The organism is Longimicrobium sp. (assembly GCF_048594345.1).
In the GTDB taxonomy this organism is placed as follows: domain Bacteria; phylum Gemmatimonadota; class Gemmatimonadetes; order Longimicrobiales; family Longimicrobiaceae; genus Longimicrobium.
Genome location: NZ_JBMDXM010000054.1, coordinates 1 through 15936, shown reverse-complemented (window position 1 = coordinate 15936; position 15936 = coordinate 1). Strand labels below are relative to the sequence as shown.

At 69.2% G+C, this 15936-nt stretch carries 15 protein-coding genes; 10 read left to right on the top strand and 5 right to left on the bottom strand.

Translation table 11 applies throughout. The features are described 5' to 3' along the window. The first annotated feature begins 108 nt into the window (after positions 1–108). The 3 genes from fadI (at position 109) to ACOJUJ_RS06330 (ending at position 2606) form a co-directional block, all read left to right on the top strand. Positions 109–1407: an acetyl-CoA C-acyltransferase FadI gene (gene fadI / locus ACOJUJ_RS06340; protein ID WP_420126010.1), complete on the top strand. Its 1299-nt coding sequence runs from the start codon at positions 109–111 to the stop codon at positions 1405–1407. Positions 1408–1900: 493 nt separating this feature from the next. Then, a complete protein-coding gene (locus ACOJUJ_RS06335; RefSeq protein ID WP_420126009.1) occupies positions 1901–2107 on the top strand; it encodes a hypothetical protein in 207 nt (68 codons plus the stop codon). Continuing rightward, complete coding sequence (locus tag ACOJUJ_RS06330; RefSeq protein WP_420126008.1) at positions 2100–2606, top strand: hypothetical protein; 507 nt, start codon at positions 2100–2102, stop codon at positions 2604–2606. Before ACOJUJ_RS06335 ends, ACOJUJ_RS06330 begins: the two co-directional genes overlap by 8 nt. A 90-nt stretch (positions 2607–2696) precedes the next feature. Here the strand turns inward: ACOJUJ_RS06330 and ACOJUJ_RS06325 are convergent, their stop codons facing one another. The 3 genes from ACOJUJ_RS06325 to ACOJUJ_RS06315 all read right to left on the bottom strand — a co-directional run bounded on the left by ACOJUJ_RS06325 (position 2697) and on the right by ACOJUJ_RS06315 (position 5726). Beyond that, a complete protein-coding gene (locus ACOJUJ_RS06325) occupies positions 2697–3401 on the bottom strand; it encodes an RNA polymerase sigma factor (protein ID WP_420126007.1) in 705 nt (234 codons plus the stop codon). An 85-nt stretch (positions 3402–3486) separates the two neighbouring features. Further along, the gene (locus ACOJUJ_RS06320; RefSeq protein ID WP_420126006.1) at positions 3487–4587 is read right to left on the bottom strand and encodes a lysylphosphatidylglycerol synthase transmembrane domain-containing protein; all 1101 of its coding nucleotides are present in this window, start codon (positions 4585–4587) and stop codon (positions 3487–3489) included. Next, positions 4584–5726, bottom strand: coding sequence for a glycosyltransferase family 4 protein (locus ACOJUJ_RS06315; protein WP_420126005.1), 1143 nt, complete (start codon positions 5724–5726; stop codon positions 4584–4586). The genes ACOJUJ_RS06320 and ACOJUJ_RS06315 overlap by 4 nt, the downstream gene beginning before the upstream one ends. Before the next feature lie 424 nt (positions 5727–6150). Between ACOJUJ_RS06315 and ACOJUJ_RS06310 the strand changes: the two genes are divergently transcribed. From ACOJUJ_RS06310 to ACOJUJ_RS06300, 3 genes are all read left to right on the top strand, one after another. Beyond that, positions 6151–6366, top strand: coding sequence for an MbtH family protein (locus ACOJUJ_RS06310; RefSeq protein ID WP_420126004.1), 216 nt, complete (start codon positions 6151–6153; stop codon positions 6364–6366). Between the two features lie 648 nt (positions 6367–7014). Continuing rightward, a complete protein-coding gene (locus ACOJUJ_RS06305) occupies positions 7015–9546 on the top strand; it encodes a hypothetical protein (RefSeq protein ID WP_420126003.1) in 2532 nt (843 codons plus the stop codon). After that, positions 9546–10919 (top strand): sensor histidine kinase, encoded by a 1374-nt coding sequence (locus ACOJUJ_RS06300; protein WP_420126002.1) that lies wholly within the window; start codon positions 9546–9548, stop codon positions 10917–10919. Before ACOJUJ_RS06305 ends, ACOJUJ_RS06300 begins: the two co-directional genes overlap by 1 nt. A gap of 5 nt (positions 10920–10924) precedes the next feature. Here ACOJUJ_RS06300 and ACOJUJ_RS06295 read toward each other — a convergent pair whose 3' ends face one another. After that, positions 10925–11932: an alpha/beta hydrolase family protein gene (locus ACOJUJ_RS06295; RefSeq protein WP_420126001.1), complete on the bottom strand. Its 1008-nt coding sequence runs from the start codon at positions 11930–11932 to the stop codon at positions 10925–10927. A gap of 141 nt (positions 11933–12073) precedes the next feature. Between ACOJUJ_RS06295 and ACOJUJ_RS06290 the strand changes: the two genes are divergently transcribed. The 4 genes from ACOJUJ_RS06290 to ACOJUJ_RS06275 all read left to right on the top strand — a co-directional run bounded on the left by ACOJUJ_RS06290 (position 12074) and on the right by ACOJUJ_RS06275 (position 15365). Next, complete coding sequence (locus ACOJUJ_RS06290) at positions 12074–13126, top strand: serine hydrolase domain-containing protein (RefSeq protein WP_420126000.1); 1053 nt, start codon at positions 12074–12076, stop codon at positions 13124–13126. A 73-nt stretch (positions 13127–13199) separates the two neighbouring features. Then, entirely contained in the window at positions 13200–13640 is a 441-nt protein-coding gene (locus tag ACOJUJ_RS06285; RefSeq protein WP_420125999.1) for a PIN domain-containing protein, read from the top strand. An 8-nt stretch (positions 13641–13648) separates the two neighbouring features. Continuing rightward, positions 13649–13852, top strand: a complete 204-nt coding sequence (locus ACOJUJ_RS06280) for a hypothetical protein (protein WP_420125998.1) — start codon at positions 13649–13651, stop codon at positions 13850–13852. Positions 13853–13964: 112 nt separating this feature from the next. Then, positions 13965–15365 carry a sigma-54-dependent transcriptional regulator gene (locus ACOJUJ_RS06275; RefSeq protein ID WP_420125997.1) on the top strand — a complete coding sequence of 467 codons (1401 nt, stop codon included), beginning with the start codon at positions 13965–13967 and terminating at the stop codon, positions 15363–15365. A gap of 24 nt (positions 15366–15389) precedes the next feature. On the opposite strand, the gene ACOJUJ_RS06270 is transcribed toward ACOJUJ_RS06275, so the two are convergent. After that, the gene (locus ACOJUJ_RS06270) at positions 15390–15569 is read right to left on the bottom strand and encodes a hypothetical protein (RefSeq protein WP_420125996.1); all 180 of its coding nucleotides are present in this window, start codon (positions 15567–15569) and stop codon (positions 15390–15392) included. Positions 15570–15936: the final 367 nt, after the last annotated feature.

The following is a 15936-nucleotide window of genomic DNA, read 5'->3' as shown; positions in this document are numbered from 1 at the left end:
TGCACCTCGTCGGCCGGCCGCGAACTCCGCATCCCTTGTTATGAGCACCGTTCAGGCTGAGATTATCGCGCCCACGAACGACTTACGCCGCGCGAACGACGGGTGCACATGAACAACATCAGCCGCAGGGTCGCCATCATCGACGGGTGCCGTACGCCCTTCGCCAAGTCGGGGACGGACTTCAAGGACGTCACCAGCACCGAGCTGGGCAAGGCGGCGGTGCGCGAGCTGATCGCCCGCACGGAGCTGGACGTGGAGCAGATCGACCACGTGGTGTACGGCACCGTCGTGCAGTCGGTGCAGGAGCCCAACATCGCCCGCGAGGTCACGCTGGGCGCCGGGATCCCGCCGCGCGTGCCCTCGTTCACCGTGGGCCGGGCGTGCGCGTCCAGCAACCAGGCCATCACCTCCGGCGCCGAGCAGATTGCGCTGGGGATGGCGGACATCGTCATCGCCGGCGGCGCGGAGTCGCTGACGGACGTGCCCATCCTGTTCAGCAAGGAGATGCGCGAGGCGCTGGTGCGCGCCAGCAAGGCCCGGTCGCTGGGCGACCGGCTGCAGGCGTTCCGCGCCATCCGGCCGCGCCACCTGGCCCCCATCACCCCCGCCATCGCCGAGCCCACGACGGGGGAGACGATGGGCGAGTCGGCGGAAAAGATGGCCAAGCAGAACGGCATCAGCCGCGAAGCGCAGGACCGCTGGGCGCTGCGCTCGCACCAGCTGGCCGCCGCCGCCACGGCCGACGGCCGGCTGACTGCGGAGATCGCGCCGTTCTACGTGCCGCCCAAGTACGACAAGGTGGTGACCAGCGACAACGGCATCCGCGGCGACTCGTCGCTGGAAAAGCTGGCGTCGCTCAAGCCCGTGTTCGACCGCAAGTACGGCAGCGTGACCGCGGGCAACGCGTCGCCGCTGACGGACGGCGCCAGCGCGGTGCTGCTGATGAGCGAGGAAAAGGCGGCCGCGCTGGGGTACAAGCCGCTGGGCTACATCCGCAGCTACGCGTACGCCGCGCTGGACCCGGGCGACCAGCTGCTGCAGGGCCCCGTCTACGCCGCGCCCACCGCGTTTGACCGCGCCGGGCTGACGATGAAGGACATCGACCTGCTGGAGGTGCACGAGGCCTTTGCGGCGCAGGTGCTTAGCAACCTGCAGTGGTTCGATTCCGACAGGATCGCCAAGGAGCGGCTGGGGCGTGACAAGGCGATCGGCCTGCCGCCGGAGGACCAGATCAACGTGATGGGCGGCTCGCTGGCCATTGGCCACCCGTTCGGCGCCACCGGGGGCCGCCTGACCATCACCCTGCTGAACGAGCTGCGCCGCCGCGGCAAGCAGTTCGGCATGATCTCCGTCTGCGCCGCCGGCGCCATGGGCTTCGTAATGATCGTCGAAGCCGCGCCCGACTGATTCACGGCTTGGTGTGCAAAACGGGGGCTCTCATCAATCTGCTGATGGAAGCCCCCGTTTGCTTTTTGCGCCCGATACGGATCAATCGGTTCGCCAGTGCCGTGGATGATGGCGGAAGTGCACGCACGTGGTGACGACCACCTCCGTCTCCGTCATTCGAAACAGCAGCGAGTATGGGAACCCGGAAACGATTGCGCGGTGCAGCTTTGCGGGTGATCAGCGAAAACCGGTGTGGATTGATGGCGGCGAATTTATTCGCTCCTGCAGGCGGGCGGCACGTTGCCGGTTCGAAGCGATGAACACCGCCGCCTCCGAAGTCGCGTAGACGAAAACGGCCTGCCTCGACGTGATGTCGAGGCGGGCCGTTTCATCGATCCAACCGATCAACCGGATCCCCAGTACGCCCGTGGGACTGGACGGGGATGTTCTCTTTGTTTACCATTCAGGTACGGCATTCGTGATTGCAGCCGTTCCGATTCCAGGAGCAGGTACCATGATCCAGGGCCTCACCTCACGATACTTCTTCCGGGGCTTCGGGCGAGCGCTCGACCTGCGGGGCTCCGGTGGCCGGCGGTACTCCCCGCGCCGCGAATGGCACCGCTCTGACGGTGCGGCGATGGCCTCCGACTGGACCGCGGTGTTCCAGGACCTGGCCGGCGCCTACGAACGCGTAAAGCAACGCGGGAGGCGTGATGGGTGATCCCGGCCCTGCTAGCGCCGGCGGATCGCCGGCGGTGGGTGAGCGGGAGCACAAGAGAACGGGGGGTGGCGACGAGCCACTCCCCGTTTCTGATTCCGCCAGCCTGGGAACAGATCTCGCGCACGTCCCGTCCTTCGAGCTCCGTCACGGCCCCATTCCGGATGCCGACGAGCTGGTGCGGTATGGCGAAGCGCATCCCGACGCACCGGCGATCATTCTTGCGGAGTTCCAGGCGCAGGCGGCACACCGCCGAAAGATGGAGCAGCGCGGCCAAGTCATGGACCAGAAAGAGTTGGACGCGGCGATCACGAGCGAACGATTCGGGCTGGCGTGCGCGCTCCTGATCGCCCTGGTCGGCTTTGGGTGTGGAACCTATCTGATCGCCACCGGCCACGGCGTCGAAGGAACCATCATCTTCGGCCTCGACGTGGTCGCTCTGGTCTCCGCGTTCATCCTGGGACGCGCCAGGTGGGAAACGCCGTCGCCACGGAAGCAGTGATTGGACAAAAACAGCCCGCCTCGACAGGGTGTCGAGGCGGGCCATTCTCATCAACCGAACCGATCTACCGAATCCCCAGCCGCCGCCGGATCACACCGGGACGGGCAGAAGCGTGCGGAAGGAGTTGCGCGCGCGGTTCAGCCGGCTCTTGACCGTGCCCACCGGAATGCCGATCTCCTCGGCGATCTCCTCGTAGGTGCGGTCCTCCACCTCGCGCATCACGAACGGGATGCGGTGGTGGTCGTCCATCTTTTCGATGGCCTCGTCGATGGCCTTGCGCAGCTCGCTGCGGTACGCCTCGCGCGACGGATCGGCCGCGCCGCTGGCGAACTCCACCGGACGGGCCGGCGCGCCGCTGGTGGTGGTGTCGGGACGCAGCTCGCTGAACGCCGTCTCGCGGCGGCGCGAGCGGTTGCGGAACTCGTTCTTGAGCAGGTTGTTCGCGATCGTGTGGATCCACGTCGAGAACTTGCGGCCCGGATCATAGCTTTCACGCGCGCGGTGAATGCGCAGGAAGGTGTCCTGCGTAAGGTCGGCCACGCGCTCCTCGTCGTTCAGACGCTTGCGCAGGAACCCCTGAATGCGGGGCTCGTAGCGCTCAACCAGGACGCGGAAACCCGCCTCCTCGCCGTTGGTGTACCGCTGAAACAGGTCTTCGTCCGCCATATCGTGCAGCACCGGCGCCTCGGGCTGGCGGCTGCCAAGACGCATGCGGTCCGGCCGCACACCCGTCGGGGTGTGCCGCGGCGCCTCGAAGAGCGCGGCCGTGCTGCGGAGATCGATAGCAGTCTTCATGGCGATGAATCTAACTGTTGCAACGCGGTTTGTCGAGGGTCCGCATCAACTCCCGGCAGTGGTTAACTTCTTGTTAATCTGGTGTTTACGCCTCTGCCTCAACCTGCTCGCGGCGCCTGCGGGCACGGGTGCGCGCATCGGCTATGTTGAAGATGAGAAAGATGATGGAGCCCAGCGCCAGCTGAAAGTAAAAGGTCAGCATCCGCCATCCCGCGGTGGCGATTCCGATCACCCCGGCCGGCAGCAGCGCCTGGTACACCAGGTAGAACGCCGCCTCGGCACCGCCCGACGCGCCGGGGGTGGGGATGAACATCATCGCCGTAAAGATGACCCACTGCAGCAGAAAGAAGAGCACCGGGTCCACACGGGCGCCCAGAAAGTACGCCAGGGCCGTGACGACGGAGTAGCGGCAGGTCCACTGCACCGCGGTGATCAGGTAGGTGAGCAGGAACCGGCTTTTGCCGCGCTTGATCACCAGCTCGTGCACGCTCCTGAAGTCGTGCCAGGTCTTGCGCGAGCGCCGCTTGAAGCGCCCCGCGATCCGCAGCCCCCGCCGGCGCAGCGCCTCGCCCAGAAAGCCGCGCAGCACGGCCTTGAACAGCAGCCGCAGCGCCACGATGGCCAGGATGGCGACCACGATCACCAGCAGCGCCTGCCCCCGCAGCTGGCTGCCCAGCGAGCGCAGCACGGGGAGCTCCCACGCGCGCGATAGGAAGATGGAGAGGGGGATGGCGGTGGCGAAGAACAGCATGTCCTCGATGTAGCCCAGCGTCACGATGGACGCCGCGTGCCCCTGCGAGATCCCCTTCTGCACCATCATCCCCCAGCGAAACACCTCGCCGCCGGAGCTGGTGGGGAACACGCTGGACGAAAGCTCGGCGCCCAGGGTGACGCGGAACATGTCGCGAAAGCTGACCCGGTGCCCGATGAAGCGCGCCCACACCAGCAGGCGCAGCGTGTTGGTGACCCACGGAAACAGGGCCAGGAAAAGGGCCAGGTACAGGTAGCGCCGGTCCAGGTCGCCCAGGTTGCGCAGCACGTCGTGGTCGGTGGCGAACCACGACAGCGCCAGGTTGCCCAGCACCCCGAACGGCACCAGGAACAGTGCCGTCCGCAGCACGCGGTCAAAGCTGCGGCCAAGGCCTCCGTTGTCGCTCGGGTCGGGTGGGGCGGTGCTGGGCTTCATCGGCGCGGGGTGGGGCGGTGGCGGTCGATAACGCGGCGATAGCTTTCCGTCAGCCTTCCATTGATGGCGCTCCAGTCGCGCTCGCGGGCCGCGTCTCGCGCCTGGTGCCCCATCCGCGCGCGCTCGTCGGCGTCGCGCAGCAGGCGCTCGCACTGCTGCGCCAGGTGGGCGGGGTCGTTGGGGCGGGCGATGAACCCGGTCCGCCCCGGCTGCACCAGGTCCGGCGGGCCACCCTTGTCGACGACGACGGTGGGAAGTCCCGATGCCTGCGCCTCGAGCACCACGTTGCCGAACGTCTCGGTGGTCGAGGGAAAGACGAACACGTCGCCGCTGGCGTACCACCGTGCCAGCGCCTCGCCGCTCTGGTGCCCGGCAAAGTGCGCGTCGGGCAGCGCGGCCTGCAGCTCGCCTCGCATCGGCCCGTCTCCTACGAGAACCAGGCGGTACATGTTTCCGCGCTGCCGCAGGATGCGGTCCATCTCCACCAGGTCGGCCATGTCCTTTTCCTTCACCAGCCGGCTTACCATCAGCAGAACGGGCGTATCGGGGTCCGCGCCGGCCTGCGCGCGCAGCTCCGCGGCGCGGTGATCAGGAGAAAAACGCGCCAGGTCGATCCCCCGTGACCACAGCTCGGTGTTGGTGATGCCGTGCTCCGCCAGCTCGGCGATGATGCTGTCCGACGGCGCGTACACCCGCTCGCACTTTTCATAGAACTTCCGCAGCTGCCGCCAGCCGAACCCCTCGGCCCAGGGTACGCCGTAGTAGCGAAAGTACGAGACAAAGTGCGTGTGAAAGCTGCTGACGACGGGAATCCCCCGCTTGCGCGCCCACCCCTGCGCCCGCGACGCCATGGGCGTGGGGCTGACCAGGTGCACCAGGTCCGGCTTCCACTCGTCCAGCTGGCGCCCCATGGAGCCCAGCACGGGAAGGGTGACGCGATAGTCGGGATACAGGGGAAAACGGACGTATCGCACGGGCCGCACGCGTCCGCTCCACGACACGTCGGGACCGGGGACGAAGGGCGAGTAGACGCGAAAGTCGACCCCGTTCCGCTCCAGAAAGCCGAAGAGCTGCGCCAGCGTGCGCGACACGCCGTCCACGTGCGGGAGCAGGCTCTCGGTAAAGTAGACTACCTTCATGCGCCGGCCCGGCTCCCGGTGGCGTGCTGCGTCGATGACGTTGAGTGCACCAGCGGACGTGCTGTGGTTGCAGGGGGATTCGCGGGCAATCTACCAGCCGGGGCGCGATGGTGACAGAGTGCGCCTCTGCCGCGCGGGGGATGGGGCGGTGAACGGAATCCCCGAACCTCGCGCCAGCGCCCGTCGTCCCGAGAAGGATGACGGGTTTCGCATCCGGATGGTTGAAGGGTGCCGGGTGCGGCGCTACCGCGGCACGGGGTGAGCGCTCCGCTTGGCGCGAACCATCCCGATGGGGAGCGGGACTTGAAAGAAGCCGCCGAATGTGCTAAAGTACCGGAACCCGCCACTTTCGTGGAACCGATTCCGCACCTATTACCCGGCGTGCGGTCACACCCGTCGGCTTTCAACACAACCTGAGGCAGCAATGAGCGAAGAGCGCGAAGATACCACGATCTACACCGCCGTGATGAACCACGAGGAGCAGTATTCCATCTGGCCGGCGGACCGCGAGCTGCCGCAGGGGTGGACGGCGGTCGGCAAGCCCGGCCTGAAGGCCGAGGTGCTTGCCTGGATCGAGGAAGTGTGGACGGACATGCGTCCCAAGAGCCTGCGCGACGCGATGGCCGCCCAGGGCGCCTGATCGCTCGCTTTCAGCTACATCGCTCAGCCCCCTCCGCCTGGTGCGCGAGGGGGCTGAGTTCGTTGTAGGGGCCGGCATTACAGGATTGGGCCTCACACGGAGTCAACGGAGTTAACGGAGTTTTTTCGTGGCGTTTCCTCTGATCTCGCGGTTCGGGAGAAGAATGGGTTTCACGCAGAGTTACCAGAGTTAGCAGAGTTTTCTCGTGCGTTTCTTCTGACTCACGCTTCGAAGGGCAGATTCCTGGTGTCGGGTGCGGGTGTGGGATGTCGACGAGGCACAATCTTTTGTAAGGGTGTCGGGAACGGGAGGTAGATGGAATGCGGCAGGGGGCCATCCGCATTTTTTTGAGGAGGGATGCGGATCGGTGGATGCGCTTCCGCGGCACACGGAAGCAGGCGGCATGCACCACCTGATGCGCGATCTCGAGATCCATCCGCTGCGTCTTAAATCGTCGGAGCGCAACGTCAGGGTGCAGCCGCGCGGCTGCACCTGGAGCCGATCGGCTGCACCTCATCCGTCCGCATCAATCCGCTAAACGTATCCATATCAACAACTTGGCATTTGATGGAATCCGGTCCCGCGGTTGCTTTGTCGGTCGGCGCAGGACGCGATCGACATCGACCGAAATCAACCGGAGCTGGACGGATGCGGAGCAAGACCATTCTTGGCGCGGCGGGCGTGATGGCGGCGCTGGCGCTTTGGGCGGGACAGGCGGGGGCGCAGGCGTTCCCGGCTGAAAAGGCGGCGCAGGTGCGCGCGGCGGTGGCGGAGTGCACGGCGGCCGGCGCCCGCAAAGACGAGACGGCGGCGCGGCCGGCGATCACGCAGGCAACGGCACTGCTGCGCGAGTGGATGCAGGCGGAGCCGCGCGGGGTGGAGCCGCGGGTGCGCCTGGCTGCCGTCCGCGTGCGGTGCGAGATCCCGTTCACCGACATGATGGGCGCGGGCTCGCTGGTCGGGCAGGCCAACGGGCTGCTGGAAGAGGCGCTGCAGATCGACTCCACGCACTGGGAGGCGCGCTTCAGTCTGGCGATGAACCACTTTCACACGCCGGAGTTCCTGGGGCGCACACCCGACGCCATCCGCCACCTGGAGACCCTGTTGCGCCAGCAGGGGGACGCCGCGCAGCCGCACTTCGCGGAGACGTACCTGTACCTGGGCGACCTGTACCGCCGCACCGGCCGCGTGGACGAGGCGACGGCACTCTGGCGGCGCGGGGCGGCGCTGTTTCCGGCGGACGGACGCTTCGCGGAGAAGCTGGGTACGGGCGGCGGCGCGTCCGCATCCACTCCGGCGGCGCGGGACAGCAACCGCGTGGTGGTGATGGAGGCGATCACCGTGGAGGGCGGCACGCGGATGGACGACACGCGCAGCGCGGTGGCCCTGAAGCGTGTGGACGTGCTGACCACGCCGGGCGGCACGGCGGACGTAATGCAGGCGTTCCAGACCGCCCCCGGCGCCACCCGCGCATCCGAGGGGAGCGACCTGTACGTGCGCGGCGGCGACCCGGCCGAGGCGCCGGTGTTCGTGGACGGCGCGCGATTGTTCTATCCCGGACGCTACGAGACGCTGAACGGGGCAACGTTCGGCATCCTGGACAGCCAGGTGCTGGACGCGGCGTACTTCAGCAGCGGCGGCTTTTCGGCACGCTACGGCGACGCGCTCTCCGGCGTGCTGGACGTACGGACCATCGGCCGGCCGGGCACGCGCACGCTGGCGCTGAACGCCAACACCGTGCAGCTGGGCACCAGCCTGCGCTTGCCGATGGCTCCCAGCGTGGGTGCGTGGGCGAGCGTCCGCGGCACGGACGCGGGGCTCATGCTGGCGATGCACGGCCGCGCGGACGAGTTTGCGCGCGCACCCGCCGCGCTGGAGGGGATGGCCGGCGTAGTGTGGGAGCCGCGCGCGGGGAGCGAGGTCAAGCTGACGGCGATGGCGGACGAGGACGCGCTGGCCCGCGAGGTGGACGCGTACGGCTACTCCGGCCCGTTCCGCAGCCGCGGGTCCAACCGCCTGGCCGCGCTCAGCGGCCGCACGCTGCTGGGCGAGGGGCGGGTGGCCCTGCGCGGCGCCCTTTCGGCGTCGCGGCGGCAGACGCGGTTCCGCTTCGGCGTGCTGGACCGCGAGCGCACGGACCGCGGCGCCACGGCGCGGGTGGATGCGGACGTGTCGCTGGCGGGCGGCGGGCGCGTCTCCTTTGGCGCGGAAGGGGCCTGGATGGACAACGCGCAGGCCGGCATCGTCCCCTCCACCGACCGCCTTGCCCCCGGCTCGCCCGCTGACCCGCTGGACAGGGGCGAGGACGCGCGGCACGTGGGCGGCTACGTGGAGGCGGAACGCGCCCTTTCGCCGTCGCTGGCGGTGATCGCGGGGATGCGCGCCGACCAACTGCCGGGCGAGGACGCGTGGAGCGCGGATCCGCGGCTGGCGCTGGCCTATCGTGCGGGCGGCTGGACGCTGCGGCTGGGCGGCGGCGCGTTTCACCAGGGCCGCTGGCGCACGAAGTACCGGGTGCCCGAGGCCGGCTCCCCCGCCGGCACGCCGACGAGCGCGCGGCACCTGGTGCTCGGCGCGGAGCGGGGCGGCGAGCCGTCGCTGAAGGTGGAAGGGTACGTGAAGCGCTACGGGGACTACGTGCCGGACGGCGACGGGCCGCGGATCGAGGCGGGGCGCGTCGCCGGGGTGGACGCCATCGTACGCTGGAGCGAGCAGCGCCGGCTGAACGGGTGGATCACCTACTCGTACCTCGACGGCCAGGTGGAGCTGGCGGATGGGCGGACGGCGCCCAGCGCGGTGGACGTGCGCCACTCGCTGACGGGCGTGGCGCGCTGGAGCTTTCGCCCCAGCTGGGAGCTGGGGAGCACGCTGCGCGTGGGATCGGGCAAGCCGTTCACCGCCATCACCGGCGGCGGCGAGGACGCGGACGGCCGCGTGGTCCCCGTCTACGGCGCGCCGAACGGGGCGCGGCTCCCCACCTACCGCCGCCTGGACGCACGGGTCACGCGCTACGTCCCCATGCGCGCCGGCGTAGGCGTGGTGTACCTGGAGACGCTGAACCTTCTGGACACGAAGAACGTCGCGGGGTATACCTACGGCGCCGGCTTCGCGGAGCGCCGCCCGACGCTTTCGTACTTCTCGCGGCGCACCCTTGTCCTGGGCCTGGGGCTCACCTTCTGATGAACACGCTCGCCGCGGCGGTGGCGTTCTTTGCCCTGGGCGTCACCTTCATGGGCACGGCGCTGCTGCTGCTCTTCAACCCGCGCGCATCCTCCGTCCGCTGGTTCTCCCTCTTTCAGCTCTCGCTGATGGTGTGGCTGGCGGCGCAGGGGTGGGCGTACGCCACGGACGGCTGGGACTGGCTGGGGCCCGTCGTCAGCGGCGCCGTGCACATGGCGCCGGGGCTGTTCCTGGCCTTTTCCATCCACGAGAACCGCGCGTCCAATCTCGGCGCGGTGGCGGCCATCCTGCTGGCGCTGGCGCTGCTGCCGCTGGACCTGGCGTCCGTGAACGCACGGGCGTCGGAGCTGGTGCTGCTGGCGTGGACGGTGGGCGCGTGGAGCGTGGCCACGCTGCTGTTCGTGCGAAAGATGAAGCACGAGGCCGGCACCCCGCGCGAAAAGCGCATCGGCCGCACGGTGCTGATCCTGATGACGATGGTGATGCCCGTGGGCGTGGTGGGCGGCATTCTGACGCGCGGCGAGACCGGCGTCTTTATCATGCCGCTGGCCATGGTGTGGATCCAGGGGCTGCTCTTTTACGGCGTGGCGCGGCTGCGATTCTACGACATCGAGATCCGCGCCGTGCGCACGGGCGAGCTGGCGGCCGCGGCGGCGGAGCAGGAGCGGCTGGCGATCGTGGGCGAGCTGAGCGCGTCGCTGGCGCACGAGATCCGCAACCCGCTCACCGGCGTGCGCTCGCTGGCCCAGCGGCTGGCGGAGGAGCAGATCCCGGAGGACAAGCGCCGCCGCTACGCCTCCGTGATCCTGGAGGAAGTCGGCCGCGTGGAGCGCCTGGTCGCCAACCTGCTGGGCATCGCGAAGCGGGCGCCGCGGGTGCGGGATGCCGATGCGCGCACGCCGCTGGCCCCGCTCTTCGACGACCTGGCGCTGCTGGTGACGGGCCGCGCGGAAAAGGCCGGCGTCCGCGTTTTGGTGGATGCGCACGGCGTGGCGGCGCACTCCTCCCGCGAGCCGCTTGCCCAGGCGCTGCTGAACCTGCTGCTGAACGCCATCGACCACACCCCCGCCGGCGGCACGGTCTCCCTCGCCGCACGACCGGTGGAGGGCGGGACGGCGATCGCCGTGCGCGACCAGGGGCCCGGCGTGCCGCGCGAGCAGCGGGAGCGCATCTGGGAGCCGTTCCACACCGGCGGCGGCGGAACCGGGCTTGGCCTCGCCGTCGTGCGCCGCGTCGCGCGGGAGGAGGGGTGGACGGTGGATGTGGACGATGCCTCCGGCGGCGGCGCCGAGTTCCGCATCGTCATCCCCACCGCCCTTCCCGCCGATGCCGCCCGCTCGACGGATCCCGCCCCGGTGTCTGCCCCCCGATGAGGCCGTCAGCGCGCGGCGACGACCTCCGTCCGCACCCACTCCGCCAGCGCCTGCGTGAACGCGGGCATCAGCTCGCGCGTGGAATCGTCGATGAAGGAGTGTCCGGCGCCGGGGATCACGACCACGCGGCCGTTGCGCTTGCCGGCGCTGGCAAAGCCGCTCCGCAGCCGCTGGACGCTGGTGGCGACGGGGACGTTGTCCTGCTCGTCATCCGCGCCCAGCAGCACCAGCACGGGCTGGCGCAGCACGATCCAGTACGGCATGGGATCGTACGCGTACGACTTGCGGAGGAAGGTCCAGATCCGCGCGTCCCGGGCGGCGGGAAAGCCCTCGGCCACGGGGCGGGCGTCGGTGCCCAGCGCGTGCTGGCGGGCCTGCTCGTACGCCGCCCAGTCGCCGTCGATCAGGTACTCGCCGGCGGCGCGGTTCAGCGCCAGCACCTCGGCGACGGCCGCGTCGGAAAGGCCGGCCTGCCGCGCGGTGTTGCCCATCTCGTGAAAGCTTTGCTCCGCGTAGCTCACCGCTGCGCCGGACACGTCGATCACAAAGGCGACGTCCGGCGACCGCGAGGCGGCCAGCGGCGCGATCCATCCGCCCTGGCTGAGCCCCGCCAGCCCCACGCGCGCCGGGTCGATCTCCGGCCGGGCGCGGAGCGCGGCAAGGCCGGCGAGCGCATCGCCAGCCAGGTCGTCGAAGCCGGCGATCTGCCAGTCGCCACCGGAGGCGCCGCTCCCGCGCTTGTCAGTGAGCAGCACGGCCACCCCCGCGCGCACCAATTCCTCGGCGATGGCGCGCGCCCACGGATTGGTGCGGTCGCTGCGCCCGGAACCCTGGATGATGACGGTGCCCGGCACCGGGCCCCGGGCATCCGGCAGCATCAGCAGCCCGGCAAGCGCCACGTCGCCGTTCGCGTAGCGCACCTCCTCCGTCCGATAGTCAGGCTCGGCCGCGGGCGTCTGCGCGTGGAGAGCCACGGGCGCGAGCAGGCAGAAGGAAATCAGCAGTCGGATCATTCGATTGAAGAGAAGGAGGTCAGGATACGGACGGATCGGGCCGTGCGGCCGCCACTCTCCCGCGACGAGCCACGGGACAGGCGGTTGGATGCGGGAACGAGTGCCGTAGTTGGAATCGCTCCCCGGATTGCGTGCGTGCTGATGCTGATCACTCTTGCCGCGGTTCCTATTCACGCGCAGCCGCACCTGCCCCCTTCGAACACGATGGCGGCGGAGCGGGCGCACGCGCTCTGGCAGTCGGCCGGGGTGCCCGGGATGGCCGTCGCGATCGCGCAGGGAGGTCAGGTGACGTGGAGCGCAGGCTTCGGCTGGGCGAACGTGGCGGACAGCGTCCGAGCGACGCCGTCGACGGTCTTCGGCATCGGCAGCGTGTCAAAGCCGCTGGCCGCCGCGGCGCTGATGCGGCTGGTGGAAGGGGGAACGATGGAGCTGGACGCGCCGGTGCAGCGCTACGCCGCGTCCTTTCCGGACAAGGACGCGCCCGTCACGATCCGGCAGCTGGCCGGGCACCAGGGCGGCATCCGCCATTACGAGCCGCGGGACTTTGGGCGCGCCACGCGGCCGCGTACGGCCACGGAGGCGGTCGCCATCTTCGCGGATGATCCACTCGTCGCGCCGCCGGGGACGCGCCACGCGTACTCCAGCTACGGCTACGTGCTTCTGAGCGCCGCCATGGAGTCCGCCGCCGGCCGCGGCTTCCTGCCGCTGATGCACGACGAGGTCTTCGCCCCGCTGCGGATGGAGCGTACCGGCGTGGAGCCGCTGAAGGATTTCGATCCCAGGCGCGCCGTGCAGTACGCGGGGTGTCCCGCCGCCTGCGCGCCGTCGCCGTACGTGGAGTACGCAGGCACCTGGGCGGGCGGCGGCTTTACGTCGACCGCCATCGACCTGGCGCGCTTTGGCGGTCAGCTGCTGGAGGGGAGCTTTCTGCGGCGCGAAACGCTGGAGGTGATGTGGACACCCCAGCGCACCGCCGCGGGCGAGGACACGGGCTACGGCATCGGCTGGCGCGTGGGCCGCGACGCCGCGGGCCGCCGCATCGTGCACCATGGCGGACGCACGCATCAGCTGCGCGCCTTTCTGCTCCTGTATCCCGACCACGACGTCGCCATCGCCGTCTTGGCCAACGGCCCCGCCGACTTCGTGGAGGCGGAGGTGGGACGCATCGCGGAGCCGTTTCTGCCACGCCGCTGATGGTCAGATCCGTACGTGCGGTGGCGGGTGAAGTCTCGTTGTCTCACCTGTATGCTTTGTTTACATTCGGTGCATGCGTATCTATCTTGACACATGCACGATCCAGCGCCCGACCGACGAGACGCAGGAAGCTAACGTTCGGCTGGAGGCGCAGGCGATCACGGAAGTGGTTGCGCTCATTGAAGCTGGTGAGGTGCAACTTGTAAGCTCCGCCGTGTTGAAGATCGAGCACGAGCGCAATCGTAACCGTATGCGCCGAGGAGCAAGTGCGCAGGTGCTCGCGCTAGCCACTGAAGTCGTTGAGATTGACGAAGCCGTAGATCAGCGCACGGAGTCGTATCAGATGCTCGGGCTAAAGGAGCTTGATGCAGCACACCTGGCGTGCGCCGTGCAGGCGGGAGTGGACTTCTTGTGCACCTGTGACTACAGGTTCCTGCGCCGGGCGAGAAAGTTGGAAACCGGCTTGACGCGCGTGGTAAGTCCATTAGAGTTGATTCAGGAGGTAAAACGATGAGTACGACTGTGAAGCCGCTGACGGAAATCACCGAGGAGGCGATCGCCATCCTCAGCCGTGAGATGGGCGTAGCGAATACGCTGCGCTTCCTCAGCCAGTTCACCGCTGGCAACGGAAATTATACGGAAGAACGCGATGTTCATGAACGCGATCTTTCCGTTAAGGAAATCTTTGCGGAAGCCCGCCGAAGACAATCGCTTGGCTCACGCTGAGCGGCAGCCGCGCGGCCGAGCTGCCCGCGCTTGCGCTCCGTCCCACTCAGCCAGCCCGTCGAGCCATCGGCGGGCTTTCGTCCATCCACACCCCTTCACTCCGCCCCCACTGATGCGCATCCTGGTCGTTGACGACGAGCGGGCGATCCGGTTTTCGCTGGCGGAGCTGCTGGAGAGCGACGGGCACGACGTGCGTGAGGCGGAGCACGCGCCGGCCGCGCTCGCCGCGCTGGACGAGGCGCCGGCGGACCTGGTGCTGAGCGACCTCACCATGCCCGCCATGGACGGCCTGGCGCTGCTGGAGGAGGTGCGCGCCCGCCATCCCGCCACCCTCTTTGTCCTGGTCACCGCGCACGGCGACGAGCGCACGGCGGTGCGTGCGTTGCGCGAGGGCGCGTACGACTACGTTCCCAAGCCGTTCGACAACGAGGAGATCCGCGCGCTCGTCCGCCGCGCGCGCGAGGTGCTTTCGCTGCGGGCGGAGAACGCACGGCTGCGGACGGAGGTGGCGGGGGAGTTCCGCGGGCTGATTGGTGACTCGGCGGCGCTGCGCGAGACGGTGCGCGTCATCCGCCGCGCGGCGCCCACCGACGCCACCGTGCTGGTGACCGGCGAGAGCGGCACCGGCAAAGAGCTGGTCGCGCGGGCGCTGCACGGCGAGAGCCGGCGCCGTGCGGCCCCGTTTGTGGCCCTCAACTGCTCCGCCCTCCCCGGCGAGCTGGTGGAGCGCGAGCTGTTTGGCCACCTGCGCGGCGCCTTTACGGGCGCCGACCGCGGCGCGGAGGGGTTGTTCGAGGCCGCGGACGGCGGAACGCTGTTCCTGGACGAGGTGGGCGACCTGGCCCCCGCCGCGCAGGCCAAGCTGCTGCGCGCCCTGGAGGAGCGGCAGATCACCCGGCTGGGATCTACCAGGCCCGTCGCCGTGGACGTGCGCGTGGTCGCCGCCACCCACCGGCCGCTGGAGCAGATGGCCGCCGGCGGCGCCTTTCGCGAGGACCTGCTCTACCGCCTTCAGGTGATTCCGCTGCACATCCCCCCGCTGCGCGAGCGCCGCGAGGACGTGATGCCGCTGGCGCTGCACTTTCTGGCGCACTTCGCGGGCAAGTACGGGCGCCAGGTCCGCGGCTTCAGCGAGGGCGCGCGCCGGCTGCTGCTGTCGTACGACTGGCCGGGGAACGTGCGCGAGCTGCGGAACGCCACGGAGCGCGCGGCCGTGATGGCGGAGGGGGAGCAGATCGAGCCGCGCGACCTGCCGGCGCAGCTGGCGGAGAGCCGCGCGCCCGTGGGTCCGGTGGATGCCGCGCTGGCGAACCTGCCGTTCGCCGAGGCGCGCGACCGGGCGCTGGACGCGTGGGAGCGGCGCTTTCTGGCGGCCGCGCTGGAGCGGCACGGCGGCAACGTGAGCGCCACCGCCCGCGCGCTGGACTTGCACCGCCAGAGCCTGCAAAAGCGGCTGCGCGCCCTGGACCTTACGCGCGAAGCGCCCGGCGAAGGGCCGGGCGCCTCGGAGTAGCTCGCCGCCGCGCCGTGCTCCCGGTCAGGGGAACATCGGCGGCGGAACGAACCCCGTGGTGTCGGTGGGCGGCACGTCCGGAAGCTGGGGCGTGCCGCTGTCCGTCAGGTTGCTGGACGCCGTGGGGCTGTTCCCGTCGCAGGCCGCTCCCGACGCGGTTGCGATCACGATCGCTGCGGCGGCGAAGATGCGTCTGGCATACATCGGATCACTCCCGTTTTCCTGCGTCTGCCGGTGCCCGCATTCAGCGGCGGGCGTGGGCGGGAGCGTTTTGCATCTACCGTGCCTGAAACGAGTTACGCCAGAAGCACATCGCCGCTTCGGACGACGCGTACCCATCGAAAATCGGGCGAACTGCTGGGGGGTACAGAGGAACAGACAAAAACCAGAGATGCAGAGAGAGATGTTTTCCTCTGCATCTCTGGCTTTCCCTGTTCCTTATAGTTATTCCGGAGTTATCCACGGGCTGCGAGGAGAGTGCCCCCACGCGTTGCTCCCCGCAGCAGGTTGTGGATAACTCCGCCGGAAGCTTGTTTTTCGCACACACGCACCGCCGCGCTACGGATAACTG